15 protein-coding genes are annotated in these 19,090 nt (G+C 72.1%); 10 read left to right on the forward strand and 5 right to left on the reverse strand.

The annotated features are described in order from the left end of the window. Window positions 1-222 precede the first annotated feature (222 nt). From H7X46_RS21705 to H7X46_RS21725, 5 genes are all read left to right on the forward strand, one after another. The gene (locus tag H7X46_RS21705) at window positions 223-1,782 is read left to right on the forward strand and encodes a long-chain-fatty-acid--CoA ligase (RefSeq protein ID WP_370588897.1); all 1,560 of its coding nucleotides are present in this window, start codon (window positions 223-225) and stop codon (window positions 1,780-1,782) included. Window positions 1,783-1,837: 55 nt separating this feature from the next. After that, a complete protein-coding gene (locus tag H7X46_RS21710) occupies window positions 1,838-2,287 on the forward strand; it encodes a Fur family transcriptional regulator (RefSeq protein ID WP_186361154.1) in 450 nt (149 codons plus the stop codon). Further along, window positions 2,280-4,532 carry a catalase/peroxidase HPI gene (gene katG / locus H7X46_RS21715; protein WP_186361155.1) on the forward strand — a complete coding sequence of 751 codons (2,253 nt, stop codon included), beginning with the start codon at window positions 2,280-2,282 and terminating at the stop codon, window positions 4,530-4,532. The genes H7X46_RS21710 and katG overlap by 8 nt, the downstream gene beginning before the upstream one ends. A 121-nt stretch (window positions 4,533-4,653) precedes the next feature. Further along, window positions 4,654-4,872 carry a type II toxin-antitoxin system Phd/YefM family antitoxin gene (locus H7X46_RS21720; RefSeq protein ID WP_222132274.1) on the forward strand — a complete coding sequence of 73 codons (219 nt, stop codon included), beginning with the start codon at window positions 4,654-4,656 and terminating at the stop codon, window positions 4,870-4,872. Beyond that, entirely contained in the window at window positions 4,869-5,258 is a 390-nt protein-coding gene (locus H7X46_RS21725) for a type II toxin-antitoxin system VapC family toxin (RefSeq protein ID WP_255426191.1), read from the forward strand. Before H7X46_RS21720 ends, H7X46_RS21725 begins: the two co-directional genes overlap by 4 nt. Window positions 5,259-5,384: 126 nt before the next feature. Here H7X46_RS21725 and H7X46_RS21730 read toward each other — a convergent pair whose 3' ends face one another. Together H7X46_RS21730 and H7X46_RS21735 are read right to left on the reverse strand one after the other, a co-directional pair. Then, window positions 5,385-6,101: an alpha/beta fold hydrolase gene (locus H7X46_RS21730; RefSeq protein WP_186361157.1), complete on the reverse strand. Its 717-nt coding sequence runs from the start codon at window positions 6,099-6,101 to the stop codon at window positions 5,385-5,387. 372 nt (window positions 6,102-6,473) lie between these two features. Further along, window positions 6,474-7,442, reverse strand: coding sequence for an acyl-CoA desaturase (locus H7X46_RS21735; protein ID WP_186361158.1), 969 nt, complete (start codon window positions 7,440-7,442; stop codon window positions 6,474-6,476). A 119-nt stretch (window positions 7,443-7,561) separates the two neighbouring features. Here H7X46_RS21735 and H7X46_RS21740 point away from each other — a divergent pair, with 119 nt between their 5' ends. The 5 genes from H7X46_RS21740 (at window position 7,562) to H7X46_RS21760 (ending at window position 15,347) form a co-directional block, all read left to right on the forward strand. Continuing rightward, entirely contained in the window at window positions 7,562-8,590 is a 1,029-nt protein-coding gene (locus H7X46_RS21740) for an LLM class F420-dependent oxidoreductase (RefSeq protein WP_186361159.1), read from the forward strand. A gap of 154 nt (window positions 8,591-8,744) precedes the next feature. Next, window positions 8,745-9,524 (forward strand): hypothetical protein, encoded by a 780-nt coding sequence (locus tag H7X46_RS21745; RefSeq protein ID WP_186361160.1) that lies wholly within the window; start codon window positions 8,745-8,747, stop codon window positions 9,522-9,524. 145 nt (window positions 9,525-9,669) lie between these two features. Next, window positions 9,670-13,536 (forward strand): multifunctional oxoglutarate decarboxylase/oxoglutarate dehydrogenase thiamine pyrophosphate-binding subunit/dihydrolipoyllysine-residue succinyltransferase subunit, encoded by a 3,867-nt coding sequence (locus tag H7X46_RS21750; protein ID WP_186361161.1) that lies wholly within the window; start codon window positions 9,670-9,672, stop codon window positions 13,534-13,536. A 75-nt stretch (window positions 13,537-13,611) separates the two neighbouring features. After that, window positions 13,612-13,788 carry a DUF6104 family protein gene (locus tag H7X46_RS21755; protein ID WP_093340837.1) on the forward strand — a complete coding sequence of 59 codons (177 nt, stop codon included), beginning with the start codon at window positions 13,612-13,614 and terminating at the stop codon, window positions 13,786-13,788. 104 nt (window positions 13,789-13,892) lie between these two features. After that, on the forward strand, window positions 13,893-15,347 hold the full coding sequence (locus tag H7X46_RS21760) for a CitMHS family transporter (protein WP_186361162.1): 1,455 nt from the start codon (window positions 13,893-13,895) through the stop codon (window positions 15,345-15,347). A gap of 86 nt (window positions 15,348-15,433) precedes the next feature. Here the strand turns inward: H7X46_RS21760 and H7X46_RS21765 are convergent, their stop codons facing one another. The 3 genes from H7X46_RS21765 to H7X46_RS21775 are packed head-to-tail and all read right to left on the reverse strand — an operon-like array spanning window position 15,434 to window position 18,851. Beyond that, on the reverse strand, window positions 15,434-15,787 hold the full coding sequence (locus tag H7X46_RS21765) for a hypothetical protein (RefSeq protein WP_186361163.1): 354 nt from the start codon (window positions 15,785-15,787) through the stop codon (window positions 15,434-15,436). Beyond that, window positions 15,784-18,564: an FtsK/SpoIIIE domain-containing protein gene (locus H7X46_RS21770; RefSeq protein WP_186361164.1), complete on the reverse strand. Its 2,781-nt coding sequence runs from the start codon at window positions 18,562-18,564 to the stop codon at window positions 15,784-15,786. Before H7X46_RS21770 ends, H7X46_RS21765 begins: the two co-directional genes overlap by 4 nt. A 26-nt stretch (window positions 18,565-18,590) precedes the next feature. Continuing rightward, complete coding sequence (locus tag H7X46_RS21775; protein ID WP_186361165.1) at window positions 18,591-18,851, reverse strand: hypothetical protein; 261 nt, start codon at window positions 18,849-18,851, stop codon at window positions 18,591-18,593. Window positions 18,852-19,090 lie beyond the last annotated feature (239 nt).

The following is a 19,090-nucleotide window of genomic DNA, read 5'->3' on the forward strand; positions in this document are numbered from 1 at the left end:
CGCGCCGCGCCCGGCCCCGCGCATCTCGTCCAGGTCCCCCTCCCGGCCGATGCCCTCGAGCGAATCGACGAGCTCGGGAGACAGCCGGGGGCCGACGAGCCGGCGAAGTGCGAGGTTGGCCCGGGTTGTCCACAGGCCCGCACACCGCCCTGGCGCGGGCGCCGCACGGCAGACAGGATGACCCGCGTCACACACCCGGCGCCGAGCCCGGAGGAGGGCCTTGTGATCGAACCGGACAGCACCGTCTCGTCGCTGCTGCGCCAGCACGCCCGCACACGCCCCGACGAGGAGGCGCTGCGCTTCGGGGACGTCCGCCGGACCTGGTCCGAGCTGGACGAGCGGGTGCGCAGGCTGGCCGCCGCGCTGCGTGCCGAGGGCATCGGCCCGGGTGACCGGATCGCCGTGCTGGACCTCAACCACCCGTCCTGCCTGGAGCTGTCGCTGGCCTGCGCGTGGATCGGCGCGGCGAACACGGTGGTGAACTTCCGGCTCGCGCCGCCGGAGATCCTCTACGTGATCGACGACGCGCAGGCACGGCTGCTGCTGGTCGGGCCGGAGTTCGCCGGGGCGGCCGAGCAGCTGCGGGACAAGCTGTCGACCGTGCGCCGGATCCTGCCCGTCGGCGGGGAGGCCGACGAGTACGAGGCGTTCCTCGCCGCGCACGAGCCGGACGCGAACCCCTACGACGCCGCGCCGGGTGACTGTTTCGTCCAGCTCTACACGTCCGGGACCACCGGGTTCCCGAAGGGCGCGATGCTCACCCACGGCGCGATGCTGGCGCACGCGGCGCACGTCGCGGCGGACTTCGAGCTGGGCCCGGCCGACGTCGTGCAGGTGGCGATGCCGCTGTTCCACGTCGGCGGGACCAGCTACGCGTTCGTCGCGCTGACCACCGGCGCGCGGATCGTGCTGGCCCGCATGCCGGACCCCGAGGCGCTGCTGGACATGGTCGCCGCCGAGGGCATCACCCACACGTTCTGGGTGCCGGCGCTGATGGCCGCCATGGTGCGGGTCCCCGGCGCGAAGGAGCGCGACTACTCGTCGTTGCGGGCGATCTCCTACGGCGCCTCGCCGATGCCGCTGCCGGTGCTGCGGGCGTCGCTGGACCTGTTCGGCCCGCGGCTGCACCAGGTCTACGGCATGACCGAGGCGTGCGGTGTCGTCAGCTCGCTCGGCCCGGAGGACCACGCGGACCCGGCCGTCGAGCACCGGCTGATCTCGGCCGGGACGCCGATCACCGGCGTCGAGATCGAGATCCGCGACCCCGCCACCGGGGAACGGCTCGGGACCGACGAGCCCGGCGAGATCTGGGTGCGGACCGACCAGCTGATGAGCGGGTACTGGCAGAAGCCGGAGGCGACCGCGGCGACGATCACCGCCGACGGCTGGCTGCTCTCCGGCGACGGCGGGCACATGGACGCCGACGGCTACCTCTACGTCACCGACCGCATCAAGGACATGATCGTCTCCGGTGGGGAGAACGTGTACCCGGCCGAGATCGAGCGCGTGCTGGCCGAGCACCCGTCGGTGGGGGACGTGGCCGTCATCGGCGTGCCGGACGAGCGGTGGGGCGAGGTCCCGAAGGCGTGCGTGGTCGCCGCGGAGGGCACGACGGTCGATCCCGAGGCGCTCCTCGCCCACGCCCGCGAACACCTGGCGTCGTTCAAGTGCCCGAAGTCGGTGGACGTGCTCGACGAACTGCCCCGCAACCCGACCGGCAAGGTCCTCAAGAAGGATCTGCGGGCGCCGTACTGGGCCGGACACGAACGGCGGACCGTCTGAAGACGAGACACCACAAGACTTGACTCATTCCAGAAACACCGGCAGGCTCACCGCCGTGTCGATCGCTTCGGACTACGAGGACAGGTTGCGCGGAGCCGCGCTGCGCGTGACGCGTCCTCGCCTGGCCGTGCTGCACGCCGTCCACGACCATCCGCACGCGGACACGGACTCGATCATCCGTGCGGTGCGGGCGGACCTCGGTGAGGTGTCCCACCAGGCCGTCTACGACGTCCTGCGGGCGCTCACCCACGCCGGTCTCGTGCGACGCATCCAGCCGACGGGATCCGTGGCGCGGTACGAGGCGCGGGTCGGCGACAACCACCACCACGTCGTCTGCCGGTCCTGCGGGGCCATCGCCGACGTGGACTGCGCCGTCGGCGCCGCGCCCTGCCTCACCGCTTCCGACGACAGCGGCTTCGTGATCGACGAGGCCGAGGTCGTCTACTGGGGACGGTGCCCCGCCTGCTCCACCACCACTGACCCTGGAAGGAATTCCCGTGTCTGACGACCACGTGACCGTCGAGAGCGAACTGAACGACGAGGCGAGCGGCGGCTGCCCGGTCGCCCACGGCGCCCTCCGCCACCCGACCGAGGGCGGCAACGCCAACTCGGGCTGGTGGCCGAACCAGCTCAACCTGAAGATCCTGCGCAAGCACGCGCCCGCGTCGGACCCGATGGACCCGGACTTCGACTACGCGAAGGAGTTCGCGACCGTCGACCTCGACGAGCTCGCCCGCGACGTCGACGCGGTCATCACCACCTCGCAGGACTGGTGGCCGGCCGACCACGGCAGCTACGCCGGGTTCTTCATCCGGATGGCCTGGCACTCGGCCGGCACCTACCGCACCTTCGACGGCCGCGGCGGCGCGGGCGCCGGCATGCAGCGGTTCGCCCCGCTGAACAGCTGGCCGGACAACGGCAACCTGGACAAGGCCCGCCGCCTGCTGTGGCCGGTCAAGCAGAAGTGGGGCCGCAAGATCTCCTGGGCCGACCTGATGATCTTCGCGGGCAACCGGGCCCACGAGATCTCGGGCTTCCCGATGTTCGGCTTCGCCGGCGGCCGTGCCGACGTCTGGGAGCCGGACGAGGACGTCTACTGGGGCGCCGAGACGACCTGGCTCGGCAACGAGGCGCGCTACAACGGCAACACCGACATCAACAGCCGTGAGCTGGAGGCCCCGCTCGGCGCCTCCCACATGGGTCTGATCTACGTCAACCCGGAGGGCCCGGACGCCAGCGGTGACCCGATCGCCGCGGCCCGCGACATCCGCGAGACCTTCGGCCGGATGGCGATGAACGACGAGGAGACCGCCGCGCTGATCGTCGGCGGGCACACCCTCGGCAAGACCCACGGTGCCGCGAACCCGGACGAGAACGGCAACGTCGGGCCGGAGCCCGAGGCCGCCGACATCACCGAGCAGGGCCTGGGCTGGAAGCAGAACTTCGGCACCGGCAAGGGCCGGGACGCCATCACCTCCGGCCTCGAGGTGATCTGGAGCCGCACCCCGAACCGGTGGAGCCACGACTACCTCAAGCACCTCTACGGCTACGAGTGGGAGCTCGAGGAGTCGCCGGCCGGCGCCAAGCAGTTCGTCGCCAAGGACGCCCCGGAGATCATCCCGGACCCGGAGCCCGGTTACCCGAACCGCAAGCCGCGGATGCTGGTCACCGACGTCGCGCTGCGGGTCGACCCGATCTACGGCGAGATCACCCGCCGCTGGCTGGACAACCCGAGCGAGTTCGAGGACACCTACCGGCGCGCCTGGTACAAGCTGACCCACCGCGACATGGGTCCGCGCGAGCGGTACCTCGGCCCGTGGGTCCCGCAGGAGGAGCTCCTGTGGCAGGACCCGGTCCCGGCCGTGGACCACGAGCTCGTCTCGGACGACGACGTCGCCGCGATCAAGGCGAAGGTGCTCGAGTCCGGCCTGACGACCTCCGAGCTGGTGGCGACGGCGTGGGCCGCGGCCTCGTCGTTCCGGTCCAGCGACAAGCGCGGCGGCGCCAACGGCGGCCGCATCCGGCTGGAGCCGCAGCGCAGCTGGGAGGTCAACGACCCGGACCGCCTGAACACCGTGATCTCGAAGCTGGAGTCGCTCCAGGCCGAGATCAACGGCTCGCTCGGCGGCGGCAAGAAGATCAGCTTCGCCGACCTGGTCGTGCTCGCCGGTGCTGCCGGTGTCGAGAAGGCCGCGAAGGACGCGGGGTACGACGTCACGGTGCCGTTCGTCCCGGGCCGCACCGACGCCACCCAGGAGAAGACCGACGTCGAGTCGTTCTCCTACCTGGAGCCGTCCAGCGACGGGTTCCGGAACTACCACGGGAAGGGCCACCGCCTGCCCGCCGAGTACCAGCTCGTGGACCGGGCGAACCTGCTCGGTCTGTCGGCCCCGGAGATGACCGTGCTCGTCGGTGGTCTGCGGGTGCTGGGCGCCAATACCAAGGGCTCCACCGCCGGTGTGCTCACCGAGCGGCCGGGCACCCTGAGCAACGACTTCTTCACCAACCTCCTCTCGATGGACATCGAGTGGAAGTCGGTCGCCGGTGACGAGAACGCCTTCGAGGCGTTCGACGCCACCGGGGAGAAGAAGTGGACCGGCACCCGGGCCGACCTGGTGTTCGGCTCCAACTCCGAGCTGCGTGCCGTGGCCGAGGTCTACGCCAGCGCCGACGCCGGCGAGAAGTTCGTGCGCGACTTCGTCGCCGCGTGGGACAAGGTCATGATGGCCGACCGCTACGACGTGGCCTGATCATCGCCTGACACCCGGGTGAGCCCCGCAGCGGCCGGTCCGCTGCGGGGCTCACCCGTATCGACCGCAGCTCGGCGGGCTGGCCAAGGTGGTCTGGCCAGGTTAGCTTGATGGGGTGTCCATGCAGGTGAACGTCCAGGACGCCAAGACGCGGCTCTCCCAGCTGCTGGCTGCCGTGGAGCGTGGAGAGGACGTCGTGATCGCCCGGGACGGTCGGCCGGTCGCCCGGCTGGTCCCGATCGACGCACCCGCGCCTCGCCGGGTCGGGTTCGTCGCAGGCAGCGTCCCCGACTCGTTCTTCGAGCCGCTCTCCGAGGACGAGCTGGCGCGCTGGGAATGATGCTCGTCCTGGACACCCACGCGTTGCTGTGGACGCTGCTCGATCCCACGCGGATCCCGGAGCGCACACTGGAACGGATACGGGACCCGCGCACGGACCTCGCGGTGTCGGCCGCCAGCGCGTGGGAGATCGCGACCAAGGTCCGTCTCGGGAAGCTCGCCGGCGCCGAGGCCGTCGTCCACGGCTATCTCGCGCACCTGGAGCTGCTGGGCGCGGGCGAGCTCCCGATCACGTCGTCGGACGCGCTGACCGCCGGGTCGCTGACCTGGACACATCGTGACCCGTTCGACCGGATGATCGTCGCGCAGTGCATCGCACGGTCGTACCCGCTGGTGACCGCCGACGAGGCGGTCACCGCGTTCGGAGCGGTCACGACGATCTGGTGACGGCGTCCCCGCGTCGGCGAGGCGCGCCGGGATGCGGTCCCGTGCTGCGGCGCGCGACATCCTGACCGTCTGCACGGTCGCACCCACCCACGACCGTGCCCGGCGACCCGGTGGCGCGACCGGCAGTCAGGCGGGGTGCACCCCGTCCAGCACCGCGGCCAGCCGCTCCGGCTCGGAGAACATCGGCCAGTGCCCGGTCGGAAGCTCCGCGAACGACCACTCCGGGCCGCCCATCTCCGCGAAGCCGGGGACGCCCCCGTCGATCAGCGGGCGCACCTGGTCCGCGGTGAAGCTGCAGGCCACGACGGTCTTCGGCAACGTCGGGTCGGGCGCCCCGCGACGGACACCGGACAGCACCGCCCCGGCCGGCTCGACCAGCGACCGGGCGCGGACCTCGTCGAACAGGGCGTCCGGGATGCCGTCGGTGCTCGTGCCGAGCGCGGCGAACTCGTCGCGCGTGGGCATCGGCAGGCCGGATCCGTGCGCGGCGATCGCGGCGCGGGTGCGCTCCTGCTCGTCGGGCGCGGTGAACTCGATCTGCGGTACGCCGTCGGGCAGCACTCCGGTGTCGACGAACACCAGGTGCGCGACCCGCTCCCGGGCCCGCTCGGCGGCGGCCGCGCAGACCGGGCCACCACCGCTGTGCCCGACCAGGACCGCCGGCCCGCCGAGCGGGGCGAGCGCGGCGAGCACGTCGTCCACGTGGGACTCGGCGGTGTCGCCGGGCGCGTGCCCGAGCTCGACCGGCACCACCTCGTGCCCGCGGGACCGCAGGTCGGCCGCGACCGCGTCCCACGCCCATGCACCCAACCAGAACCCCGGGACCAGCACGTACGTCGTCATGAGGGAACTCTCGCACCGATCCAGGACAGGAACGGCCCTCAACGGTGTGCCGCCGGTCGATCAACACGAATCCGTCCCGGCAAGGACACCAATGCGCTGATCGACCACGCGATCACCGTCGATCAGCACACTTCCGCCCCGTCGAGGGCGACACCGTGCATCTCACCGGCAGCCTCCACCCGACCCGCACGCATCCGCCCGTCCCGGGACCGGAACGCGCTGATCGACAACTCGCTCGATGTCGATCAGCACGGATCCGGCGCGAGCAGGGCGACACCGTGCGCCGCAGATCACGTTCCCCCTGCTGCGCCGGCACGAACGCGACGAGGCCCCGCACCGGCGGTGCGGGGCCTCGTCGGATGACGCGGGACGTCAGGCGGCGGCAGCCTGCTTCCGGGCCGCCAGCTTCTCCAGCCGGCGGGTGGTGGGCCAGCGGACGTTGGTCGCCCAGCCGAGCTTCTCGAAGCCGCGGATGACGACGGCCGAGATGTCGACCTGACCCTTCTTCACGCCGTGCCGGGCGCAGGTCGGGTCGGCGTGGTGCAGGTTGTGCCACGACTCGCCGAAGGACAGGACGGCCAGCCACCACACGTTCGCGGACTTGTCCCGCGAGGCGAAGGGGCGCTCGCCCCAGATGTGGCAGATCGAGTTGATCGACCAGGTGACGTGGTGCAGCACGGCGACGCGGACCAGGCCGGCCCAGAAGAACGCGGTGAACGCGCCCCACCAGGACATCGTGACCAGGCCGCCGATCAGGGCCGGGCCGAGCAGGCTGCCGACGACGATCAGCGGGAACGCCTTCTGCAGCCGATCCATGTCCTTGTCGGCGACCAGGTCGGGCGCGAACCGCTGCATGTTGGTCAGGTCACGCTCGAACAGCCAGCCCATGTGCGAGTGCCAGAAGCCCTTGACCAGGGCCTTCGGGCCGGTGCCGTAGAGCCACGGCGAGTGCGGGTCGCCCTCCTTGTCGGAGAACGCGTGGTGGCGGCGGTGGTCACCGACCCAGTCGAGGACGCCGCCCTGCAGCGCGATGCTTCCGGCGATCGCGAGGCCGATCCGCAGCGGGCGCTTCGCCTTGAACGAGCCGTGGGTGAAGTACCGGTGGAAGCCGACCGTGACACCCAGGCCGCTGACCACGTAGAAGAGCGCGAAGAGCGCGACGTCGACCCAGCCGAGCCCCCAGCCCCACGCGAACGGGACGGCGGCGGCCAGCGCCAGGGTGGGGAGCAGGACGAACACCCCCACCAGGAACATCGCACCGGGCGGGCGCTGCCCGTCGGTGACCGGTGCCGGCGTTCGCTTCGTGGGAGCGGAACGGGGAGGTGCGGCCTCGAGCGTCATGTCTCCATGAGACCGGCGGGCGGGCCGGGCGGGCAGTGGCGCTAACCCCCCTATCCCGTTTCGGGTTCTGCGCCGCAGAGTCTTGACCCGACAGTAACTTACGACTACTGAACTTCAGAGTGAAGCTCTCCACTGTTCTCCCCTACGGCGACGACCCGATCCGTAACGCGGACGCGGTCACCGACATGGAACGGGCCGGTCTGGACGTCGTCTGGGCTGCCGAGGCGTACAGCTTCGACGCCGTCTCCTTGCTCGGGTACCTCGCGGCCCGCACCGAGCGGGTCGAGATCGGCTCGGCGATCCTGCCGATCTACTCCCGCACCCCCACCCTCACCGCGATGACGGCGGCCGGCCTGGACGCGCTGTCCGGCGGCCGGTTCAACCTGGGCCTCGGCGCGTCCGGCCCGCAGGTCATCGAGGGTTTCCACGGCGTGCCCTACGACAAGCCGATCGGCCGCACGCGGGAGATCATCCAGATCTGCCGGAAGGTGTGGCGGCGCGAGGAGAAGCTGACCAACGACGGCCTCTACCCGATCCCGCTGCCCGGCGGCACCGGCCTCGGCAAGCCCCTGAAGATCATCAACCACCCGCTGCGCGCCGACATCCCGATCTGGGTGGCCGCGCTCGGCGAGAAGAACCTGCAGATGACCGCGGAGCTGGCCCACGGCTGGCTCCCGCACGTCGTGCTGCCGGAGAAGATCAAGGAGGTGTTCGGGCCGTCGCTGGAGGCCGGGTTCGCCGAGCGCGATCCCGAGCTCGGCCCGCTGCAGATCACCGGCGGCGGGATCTGCGCTCTCGAGGAGGAGTACTTCGAGCCGGCCCGCCAGGCGGCCCGCGGTCTGTACGCGCTCTACATCGGAGGGATGGGGGCGCGCGGGAAGAACTTCTACAACACGGTGTTCGCCCGGCAGGGCTACGCCGACGCCGCCCGGACCGTCCAGGACCTCTACCTGGACGGGAAGAAGGAGGAGGCGATGGCCGCCCTCCCGGACGACTTCATCGACCGGGTCACGCTGATCGGGCCCGAGGGCCACGTGCGGGAGCGGATCGCGGCCCTGCGCGAGGCCGGGGTCACCCACCTGCACGTGAACCCGATGACCTCGGACGTGAACACCCAGTTCGAGAAGCTCAAGAGCTGGATCTCCTGACGGCGCCCGGACGCCGTCGATCACTCGTCCGTTCGGCCCAGTAGCGGGGGGTCGCGTCACGGCTCGTATCCGGCGTGTACAGAATGTGTGACGTCGTCGACGGTCACGGCGTCCGGGGCCCGCACGGCCCGGGCACGACGAGGAGGAGCACGACTTGCTGGAGCTGGCCATCCGGACCTCCGACGAGCCGATCTCCCCGGGGCAGTACCGGCACGCGGCCACCCACGCCTGGTGGATGGGCACCTGGTTCGCCGGTGACGAGTTCTGCGCCCACTACTCCGAGCACCTGCTGCAGCAGTGGACCCCGGTCGACCTCAGCGAGGACTGGCTGCTCGACCGCGAGCTGACCGGCCGGCTGCACTGGCTCTGCGGGGACGGGCCCCGGGCCGTCGAGGAGGGCTTCCAGCTCGCCGACCAGTGGCCGACCGGCCGGTTCCGGGCCCCGCACGGTGACTTCTACGCCGAGCTGCACGGGCGCCGGCCCACCGCCCGGCCCGGCTCGTGGTCGAACCCGACCGAGCCGTTCCTGGCCGCGCTGCCCCGGGACCCGGACGCGCTGCTCCGGCGGCTGATCGACGAGAGCCCGCCCGGCCGGGGCTACACCGGCCCGTTCCAGAGCGCGGTCGACGCGCTCCGCACCTGCCGGGTCCCCGCCGAGCTGCGGGCCGTGATCTACACCGCGCTGCGCAGCCTGCCCGCGGTCGAGCTCGGCGAGACCGAGAACCTCGACGGGGAGCTGCACCCGACGCTCGTGCACGACGACGGCCCGGTCCGCAGCGAGCTGCTGATCTCCCCGGTCGACGGCCAGTACGCCGGTGAGCGCGACACGATCCGCCGCCCGGCCCGCGTCGGCCCCCCGGTGGGGACGGTCATCGCGGAGACGGCCGTCCAGACGTCCGTGGTCGACGTGCTCGGCTCGCCGCCCGGCTTCTGAATCGTGTCGCGTCGCCGTCCGCGACGGACGGTCACGAAACGATCACGAAGTGGGACCCGGCACACTGCCACTGCTCGCGCACAGGGGACTAACCTGGTAGCCGGTCGCGACAAATTCGAGCAGCTAACAAGGCGGTTGACGCAGAGTGTCATCGAGCAGTACCTCCCCACAGGCGAGCGGCTTCGGTCCCAACGAGTGGCTCGTCGAGGAGATGTACCAGCGCTTCCAGGAGGACCCGTCGGCCGTGGACCCGGCCTGGCACGAGTTCTTCGCGGACTACGGCGGCAAGGGTGGTGAGCAGGGCGCGACCGAGGTCGACACCGCCGAGTCCGACACCTCCGGCAACGGGGCCGCACCCGCGGCGAGCTCGGGGCGGGTCACCCGCGGCTCCGCCACCGAGGACGACGAGGACGCCGACACCGCGTCGGCCCCCACCCAGAAGGCGGTCCGCTCCGGGTCCACCGAGACCGGCCGGTCGTCCGGCTCGACGCGGGACGTCCCGCCGCCGGTGACGCCGAAGGCGGAGCCGCCGCCCGTCGACGAGGCGTTCCCGGGCCCGCTGTCCCGGCCCACGGTGAAGCCCGCCGCGGGCAGCGGTTCGAAGGCCGCCAAGCCGGCGCAGGACGGGGGTGGAGCGACCACCATCCCGCTGCGGGGTGCCGCGAACGCCATCGCCAAGAACATGACCGCGTCGCTCGAGCTGCCGACGGCGACCAGCGTCCGTGCGGTCCCGGCCAAGCTGCTGGCCGACAACCGCATCGTCATCAACAACCACCTGAAGCGGACCCGCGGCGGGAAGCTGTCGTTCACCCACCTGATCGGCTACGCGCTGGTCAAGGCGCTGGCCGACTTCCCGAACATGAACCGGCACTTCGCGCTGACCGAGGACGGCAAGCCGTCGGTCGTCGCCCCCGAGCACGTCAACCTCGGCCTGGCCATGGACATGCCGGGCAAGGACGGCAGCCGGTCCCTGATCGTGGTGTCGATCAAGGGCTGCGAGCACATGTCGTTCGCCCAGTTCTGGGCGGCCTACGAGGGCATGGTCCGCAAGGCCCGCGACGGGAAGCTGACCGCCGAGGACTTCTCCGGCACCACGATCAGCCTGACCAACCCGGGCACGCTGGGCACCAACCACTCGGTGCCCCGGCTGACCGTCGGCCAGGGCGCGATCATCGGCGTCGGCGCGATGGAGTACCCGGCCGCGTTCCAGGGCGCCTCCGAGGAGCGCCTGGCCGAGCTCGGCGTCAGCAAGATCATCACGCTGACCTCGACCTACGACCACCGGATCATCCAGGGCGCCGAGTCCGGCGACTTCCTGCGCCGCGTGCACCAGCTGCTGCTCGGCGAGGACCGCTTCTACGACGAGGTCTTCGCCTCGCTGCGGGTGCCCTACGAGCCGATCCGCTGGGTCCAGGACTTCCCCGAGGGCGAGGTCGACAAGACCGCGCGGGTGCTCGAGCTGATCGAGTCCTACCGGACGCGCGGCCACCTGATGGCCGACACCGACCCGCTGAACTACCGCCAGCGGCGGCACCCGGACCTCGACGTCCTCTCGCACGGGCTGACCCTGTGGGACCTCGACCGGGACTTCGCGGTCGGCGGCTTCGGCGGCCAGAGCCACATGAAGCTCCGCGACGTGCTCGGCCTGCTGCGCGCGTCGTACTGCCGGACCATCGGCACCGAGTACATGCACATCGCCGACCCCGAGCAGCGCAAGTGGCTCGAGGAGCGGATCGAGGTCCCGCACGTCAAGCCGGACCAGAGCGAGCAGAAGTACATCCTGTCCCGGCTGAACGCCGCCGAGGCGTTCGAGACGTTCCTGCAGACCAAGTACGTCGGGCAGAAGCGGTTCTCGCTGGAGGGCGGCGAGACCGTCATCCCGCTGCTGGACGCCGTGCTCGACAAGGCCGCCGAGCGGGAGCTCGACGAGGTCGTCATCGGCATGCCGCACCGCGGCCGGCTGAACGTGCTGGCCAACATCGTCGGCAAGCCGATCAGCCAGATCTTCCGCGAGTTCGAGGGCAACCTCGACCCGGGCCAGGCCCACGGCTCCGGCGACGTGAAGTACCACCTCGGCGCCGAGGGGAAGTACTTCCGGATGTTCGGCGACGGCGAGACCACGGTGTCGCTGACCGCGAACCCGTCGCACCTGGAGGCCGTGGACCCGGTGCTCGAGGGCATCGTCCGCGCCAAGCAGGACATCCTCGACAAGGGCGACGGCGGGTTCACCGTCCTGCCGGTCCTGCTGCACGGCGACGCCGCGTTCGCCGGCCAGGGCGTGGTCGCCGAGACGCTGAACCTGGCGCTGCTGCGCGGGTACCGCACCGGCGGCACCGTGCACGTCGTCGTCAACAACCAGGTCGGGTTCACCACCGCGCCGGAGCACTCGCGCTCCTCGCAGTACTGCACCGACGTCGCGAAGATGATCGGGGCGCCGGTCTTCCACGTGAACGGCGACGACCCGGAGGCCTGCGTCTGGGTCGCGAAGCTGGCGGTCGAGTACCGCGAGCGGTGGAACAACGACGTCGTGATCGACATGATCTGCTATCGGCGCCGGGGCCACAACGAGGGCGACGACCCGTCGATGACCCAGCCGTCGATGTACGACATCATCGACGCCAAGCGCAGCGTCCGGAAGATCTACACCGAGTCGCTGATCGGCCGCGGCGACATCACGATGGACGAGGCCGAGCAGGCGCTCAAGGACTTCTCCAGCCAGCTCGAGCACGTGTTCAACGAGGTCCGCGAGCTGGAGAAGACCCCGCCGGTGATCTCGCCGTCCATCGAGGACGTGCAGCGGGTCCCGAGCGACCTCGACACCTCGATCCCGCTGGAGATCGTCCACCGGATCGGTGACGTGCACGAGAACCTCCCCGAGGGCTTCTCCGTCCACAAGCGCGTCGAACCGGTGCTCCGGAAGCGCTACAAGATGTCCCGCGACGGCGACATCGACTGGGCCTTCGCCGAGCTGCTGGCCATGGGGTCGCTGGCCATCGACGGCCGCCTGGTCCGGCTGTCCGGGCAGGACTCGCGGCGCGGCACGTTCGTGCAGCGGCACTCGGTGCTGATCGACCGCCGGACCGGTGCCGAGTACTTCCCGCTGCGCAACCTGGCCGAGGGGCAGGGCCGGTTCCTGCCCTACGACTCGGCGCTGTCCGAGTTCGCGGCGGTCGGCTTCGAGTACGGCTACTCGGTCGCCAACCCCGAGGCCCTGGTGATGTGGGAGGGCCAGTTCGGCGACTTCGTCAACGGCGCCCAGCCGGTCATCGACGAGTTCATCTCGTCCGGTGAGGCGAAGTGGGGGCAGCTCTCCGACATCGTGATGCTGCTGCCGCACGGCCTCGAGGGGCAGGGCCCCGACCACAGCTCGGGCCGCATCGAGCGGTTCCTCCAGCTGTGCGCGGAGGGCTCGATGCGGGTCGCGCTGCCGTCCGAGCCGGCGAACTACTTCCACCTGCTGCGCCAGCACAGCCTCGACGGGGTGCGCCGGCCGCTGGTGGTGTTCACGCCGAAGTGGATGCTGCGGGCCAAGCAGGTCGTCAGCCAGCTGTCCGACTTCACCGAGGGCCGGTTCCGCCCGGTCATCGACGACCCGGAGCACCGCGGGGAGAGCGGCCCGGTCTCGTCGGTCAAGCGGCTCCTGTTCTGCTCCGGCAAGATCTACTGGGAGCTGGCGGCGGCCAGGGACAAGCGCCGCAAGAACGGTGACTCGTCGGTCGACGACACCGCGCTGGTCCGGGTCGAGCAGCTCTACCCGATGCCGACCGAGCAGATCGCCGCGATCCTGGAGCGCTACCCGCAGGCGGACGACGTCCGCTGGGTCCAGGAGGAGCCGGCCAACCAGGGCTCGTGGCCGTTCTACGGCCTGGAGCTGCCCCAGAAGCTCCCGGAGCTGCAGGGCAAGCTCACCCGGGTGTCCCGGCGCCGGATGGCCGCCCCGGCGGCCGGCTCGTCGAAGGTGCACGAGGTCGAGCAGGCCGAGCTGCTGGACAAGGCCTTCGCCCCGTCCTGACCGACGCGGTCACACGACGGCCGGGCACGTGGAGTGCCCGGCCGTCGCCGTGTCCGGCCCCGCTAACCTGGGTGCGTGTACTTCACCGACCGCGGCATCGAGGAGCTCGTCGACCGGCGCGGTGACGAGCAGGTCAGCGTCGAGTGGCTCGCCGACCGGCTGCGTGCCTTCGTCGACCTGAACCCCCAGTTCGAGACGGCCGTCGAGCGGCTGTCCAGCTTCCTCGCCCGGGACGACGCCGACGACGAGTGAACGCGTGAACACAACGACCACTGCGTGAGCTGTGTCCGCAAGCGTGGCTCCGGGCGGCACGGGCCCTAGCGTCCCTCCTCGTCACCACAGGAGGAGGAGCACCGATGCTCATCGTTCTCGGGTCCGCGATGATCGCGGTCTTCATGTACCTGATCCTGTCGAAGCGGCTCGCTCCGACGCTGGCTCTGGTACTCGTCCCTCTGACGTTCGCGTTGGTCACCGTCGGCACCGGGCTCGCCGAGCCGGGTGAGGAGGGCGTCGTCGACTCGATCATGTCGGCGATCTCCGACTTCGCCCCCACCGCCGTCCTGCTGTTCTTCGCGATCATCTTCTTCGGCACGATGATCGACGTCGGGTTGTTCGACCCGCTGATCCGGTTCGTGCTGCGCACGGTGAAGAACGACCCGGTCCGCCTGGTCGTGCTCACCGCCGTGCTGGCCGGCGTCGTCTCGCTCGACGGCGACGGCTCGACCACCTTCATCATCACCGTCTCCGCGCTGCTCCCGATCTACCTGCGCCTGGGCATGAGCCCGGTCGTGCTGACCGTGGTCGCGAACCTGGCCAACGGCGTGCTCAACATCGTGCCGTGGGGCGGGCCGACCGTCCGCGCCGCGACCGTCCTCGGTGTCTCGCCGTCGGAGCTGTTCAACCCGATGATCCCGGGCATGGTGCTCGGCATGGTCACCGTGCTGGTGCTGGCCTGGTTCCTGGGCCGCTCGGAGCGCCGGCGGCTCGTCGCGTCCGGCCGGACGCTGCAGGTCGTCGCGCACGAGATGGACCCGGCCCGCGAGCCCGTCCTGGCCGGGGTCGGCGGGGGCGGCGGGACCGACCGGCCGTCGTCCGGCACCGGTAGCACGGGCGGCACCGGTGGCACCGCCGACGGACCGGTCGGCGACGACGCCGGCGTGGCCGGGATGCTCGACCCGAACCGGCCCACCCTGCGGCCGAAGCTGATCTGGTTCAACCTGGCCCTGACGGCGTCGCTGCTGGTGCTGCTGGGCATGGACGTGCTGCCGCTGTCGCTGCTCTTCGTCGTCGCCACGGCGATCGCCCTGGTCGTGAACTTCCCGAAGCCCGAGGACCAGGTCAAGGCGGTGACGTCGCACGCGGCGTCGATCGTCGCCGTGGTCGCGATGGTGTTCGCCGCGGCCGTGCTGGTCGGCGTGCTGAGCGGCACCGGCATGGTGACGGCGATGGCGAACGGGATCGTCGCGGCGGTCCCGCCGTCGGTCGGCAGCTGGTTCGCCGTGATCACCGGCGTGCTGAGCATGCCGCTGACCTTCTTCCTCACCAACGACGCGTTCTACTTCGGCATCCTGCCGATCCTCACCGAGGCGGCCGGCCACTACGGCATCACGCCGGTCGAGATGGCGCGGGCGTCGATCATCGGGCAGCCGGTGCACATGACCAGCCCGCTGGTACCGGCGCTGCTGCTGCTCGTGTCGCTGGCGAAGGTCAACCTGGGCGACCACCACCGGAAGGTGATCTGGCGCTCGGCGGTGTGCTCGCTGGTCATGCTCGTGACGGCCGTGGCGCTCGGCGTCATCCCGCTGGGCTGATCGCCACCGGGCCGCCACCGGCCGTCTCCCCCGTCGAGGTGCACCTCAGCGCAGCGCTGAGGCGCACCTCGGCGGGGTTTCGCCGTTCAGCGGCGACGCCGGAACAGGCGCCGGTCCGCGGCGGCACGCAGCGCCTCCAGCGCCTCGTCGGCCGCCCGCTCGAGATCCGCGTGCCGGGCCGGGTCGGCACGGTGGTCCGGCCGCGGCCGGGGCTTGCCGGGCTCCTCGGCGGTCCACATGACCTGCAGCGCCGCCTCCCAGCGGAGCTCGGCCATCCCCCGGGCGAGGGTGAGCCGGTCGGCGGCGGCACGCAGCTCGCCTTCGGTGTCGCGCAGCTCCCGGCGGAGCTCGGCGGCCCGCGCGGCGTCCCGTTCCCGCAGCTCGACGACGGCCCCGGCCAGCTGGGCCACCACCTCGCGGTACCGCTCCGGTGCGCTCATCCGCCACCACCCCGGTCGGTCAGGATCACCAGCTGCGGCCGGGAGTACCGGGCCCGGTCGAGGAACAGGCCGCGCCCCGGGGCCGGGGTCCAGTCCAGTGGCTGGCCCCCGAGCAGCGGGGTCAGGTCGGCGCCCTGGACGCCGGTCGCGATCCACGCCCCGAGGTCGTCGATCGCGGCGCCCGGCGGGGCGAGCAGGGTCTTCAGCCGCTGCGCGGCCTGCCACCAGCCGAGGACGTGCACGCCGGCCCCCGGCCCGTGCCGGAGCACCGCGCGCAGGTCCTCGGTGCCGGTGCGGTCCAGCATCGGCTCCGCGGCGTCGGCCCCGAACAGGACGACCACCAGCGGCGCGTGCCCGGCCGTGCCGCCCGCACCGGTCCGGTCCCGCACGGTGGCCGCGAGCTCCCGGACCCGGTCGGCGAACCCGTCGGCGAACACCTTCTCCACCTCGCCGCGCAGCCGGCCGGCGAGCTCGTCGGCGTCCGGGGCGGCGTCGGGGGCCAGCGGCGCCAGCAGGACGCGGGCCCCGTCGTCGGGCAGGCCGTCGACGTAGGACTCCACCGCCGAGCACAGCAGCGGGACGGCGACCCGCGCGTCCGGCCCGATCACGCCCAGGTTGCGGCCCGGGGCGTCGGCCAGCCCGGCCGCGGCGGGACTGCCGTGGACGTCGACGAACTGGCCCACGAGCGCCCGCGGCACGCCGTCGACCGGGAGCCGGGCCACGAGCGCGTCGTGCGCGGGGGCGCGGGCGCCGTCGAACACCACCGGCTCGGGTTCGTCCGGGTAGGACGCGAACGCGACGCGCTGCACGTCGCGGACCAGCGCGGCCCCCGCCTCCGGGACCTTCACCACCTGGTTGCCGTGCTCCACACCGGAGTCGTGGTTGACGATCGCGTGCCAGCGCGGCAGCTCCAGCGCCGCCTCGTTGTCCTGGGCGAGTATCCGCCGGGCCCGCGGCAGCGCGATCCGCAGCACGAACTGCTCGAAGATCGCCGACCGGCCCCAGAGCGCGTCGATCCCGGAGATGTCCTGGCTGGCCAGCACCAGGTGCACGCCCTGGGAGCGGCCGCGCCGGGCGACGTCCTCCAGCAGTGCGGTGGCCTCGGCGCTGACCGCGTCCCGGCCGGTGAACAGGAACTGGAACTCGTCGATCACGGCCACGATCCGCGGCAGCCGCGCCTCCGGGCCGGTGATCCCCCGGTCGGCCAGCTCCGCGCGCAGCTCGGCGAGCTTGGTCGCGCCGTACCGGCGGGCGGCCTCGGCCCGGGACCGCATCACGTCGGACAGGTGCCGCAGCAGCGCCAGCCCGAACTCCCGGTCGGTGTTGACGTTCACCCCGATCAGCCGGGCCTGCGGCAGCCGGTCCGGGCGGTGCCCGTCCGGATGGGGCGCGAACTGGGTGAACGAGACGCCCTCCTTGAAGTCGAGCAGGTACAGCTCGACCTCACCCGGGCCGTAGCGGGCGGCGAGCCCGGAGATCCAGGCCAGCAGCAGGTTCGTCTTGCCCGACCCGCTCGGCCCGCCGACCAGCGCGTGCGGGGAGTGGTCGTCGAGGCACAGCTGCGCCGGCATGCCGTCGGCGAACCCGATCTCGGTGACCAGGCCCTGGTGCGAGCGTTCCCGGCCGCGGTCCTCGGCGGCGGGCAGCAAGTCGGCGAACGCGCCGAGCCGGCCGCGCCACTCCTCGTGCGCGGCGGCGATCGCGGTGGCGATCGTCGTGACCTCGTCCTGGGGCACCGGCGGATCCGGTTCGACGCGCACGTGCGGCCCGGTCAACGAGGTGTGCGCCGGCACCGGCGCGGACTCGTCCGCCGGGTCGACGCCGGGCGGGTCACCGAAGGTCACCGACTCGACCGGGCGGCGCAGCGCCACCGGCACGTCCAGCAGCATCAGCACCACCCCGGCGGCGATCCCGCCGCGGGCAACCCGCTGCAGCTGGCGCAGCTCCGCCTCGGGCAGCTCGCGGCCGTTGCCGACCAGCACCGCGACCATCCACGACTCCGGGCGCTTGCCGCTCTGCTCGGCCAGCTCCCGCAGCGACGTGCTGCCCGCGGCCAGCACCCGGGTCTGGACCCGGCGGATCCGGTCGGCCAGCTGCGCGAGCAGCGCCTCCAGCCGGGTCGGGTCGTGCACCGTGAGCAGGCCGGTGCGGGTGAGCGGGTAGAGCCCGGGCAGCGCGCCGGCGAGCTGGCCGACGTCCCACACGTGCACTCCGACGACGCCGGGCCGGAAGTGGCGCAGCATCCGCAGCACCAGCTGCTCGACCATGGCCTCGGCCCGCTCCCGGGTCCGCGGCGAGGACACGACCTGCAGGTGGGCGCCGTCGAGCAGCGGGACCGCGACCCGGAACGGCGCGCCGCCCTCCACCGAGCCGGTCCCCAGCGCCCACATCTCCGGCACCTCGCCGACCGCCTCGGCCTCGCCGGCGACGGCCTTCCACTCCGCGGGGTCGTCACCGGCGGCTCCGGGGGTGGCACCGGCGACGATGTCCGACAGCAGCTGCGGCGAGTCGCCCTGCCAGCGGTCGAACGCGTGCGCGCGGTCCTCGGCGACGCGGGCGACGACGTCGGCGAGCTGCGGGTTCGCCAGCACCCGGGCCAGCTCGGGGTCGTGCTGGGCAGCGTCGTGACCGGTCTCCCGCAGCCACAGCTCCGCCATCGCCTCCGCGTGCGCGCGGGCCGCCCGGTCCCGGCGAACCTCCGCGGCCCCGAGCGCGGCCGCGGCGGCGGCGTGGAAGTGCTCGAAGGCGGCGCGGATGCGGTCGCGGCGGCGGGCCATCGGTCGACGGGCGGGGGTCCGGCGGATCAGAGCCGGGCGGCGACGTCGTCGGCGGACTGCATCGCGACGTGCAGGGCCTGCTCGACCTCGTCGATCTTCTCGGAGGCGGCGGCGAACCGGGCGCGGGCGTCGTCGGCGTCGTTCTGGGCGGTGCCGTAGATGTTCTGGGCGAAGGCCGCTCCGGCCTCCTCGATGGCCTGGCGGGCGTGGCGCAGCGCGCCCAGGCTCTCGGTGGCCTGCTGGTTGGCCCGCCCGATCCCGGCCCGGATCTCGTCGATGTTCGCCATGCCGCCCTCCGTGCGTGCGCGTCCGCGCGGCCGGATGTCCCGGTCGCCGTGGGAAACCTATCGGCCGGTGTCGTCGTCACCATGGTGAGCCGCGCGGTCACCGGGCGCAACGCTCGCCGAACGTGACGCTCGGCAGGACGAACGGGACATCGTGATCCGTTCGCGCTGGAGCACGGCCACCGCCTGGCCTAGCGTGCACCCGAACGGCCGGGCCCGGACCGGCCGGTTCCCGCACCGCC

The organism is Pseudonocardia sp. C8, from assembly GCF_014267175.1.
Taxonomy (GTDB): domain Bacteria; phylum Actinomycetota; class Actinomycetes; order Mycobacteriales; family Pseudonocardiaceae; genus Pseudonocardia.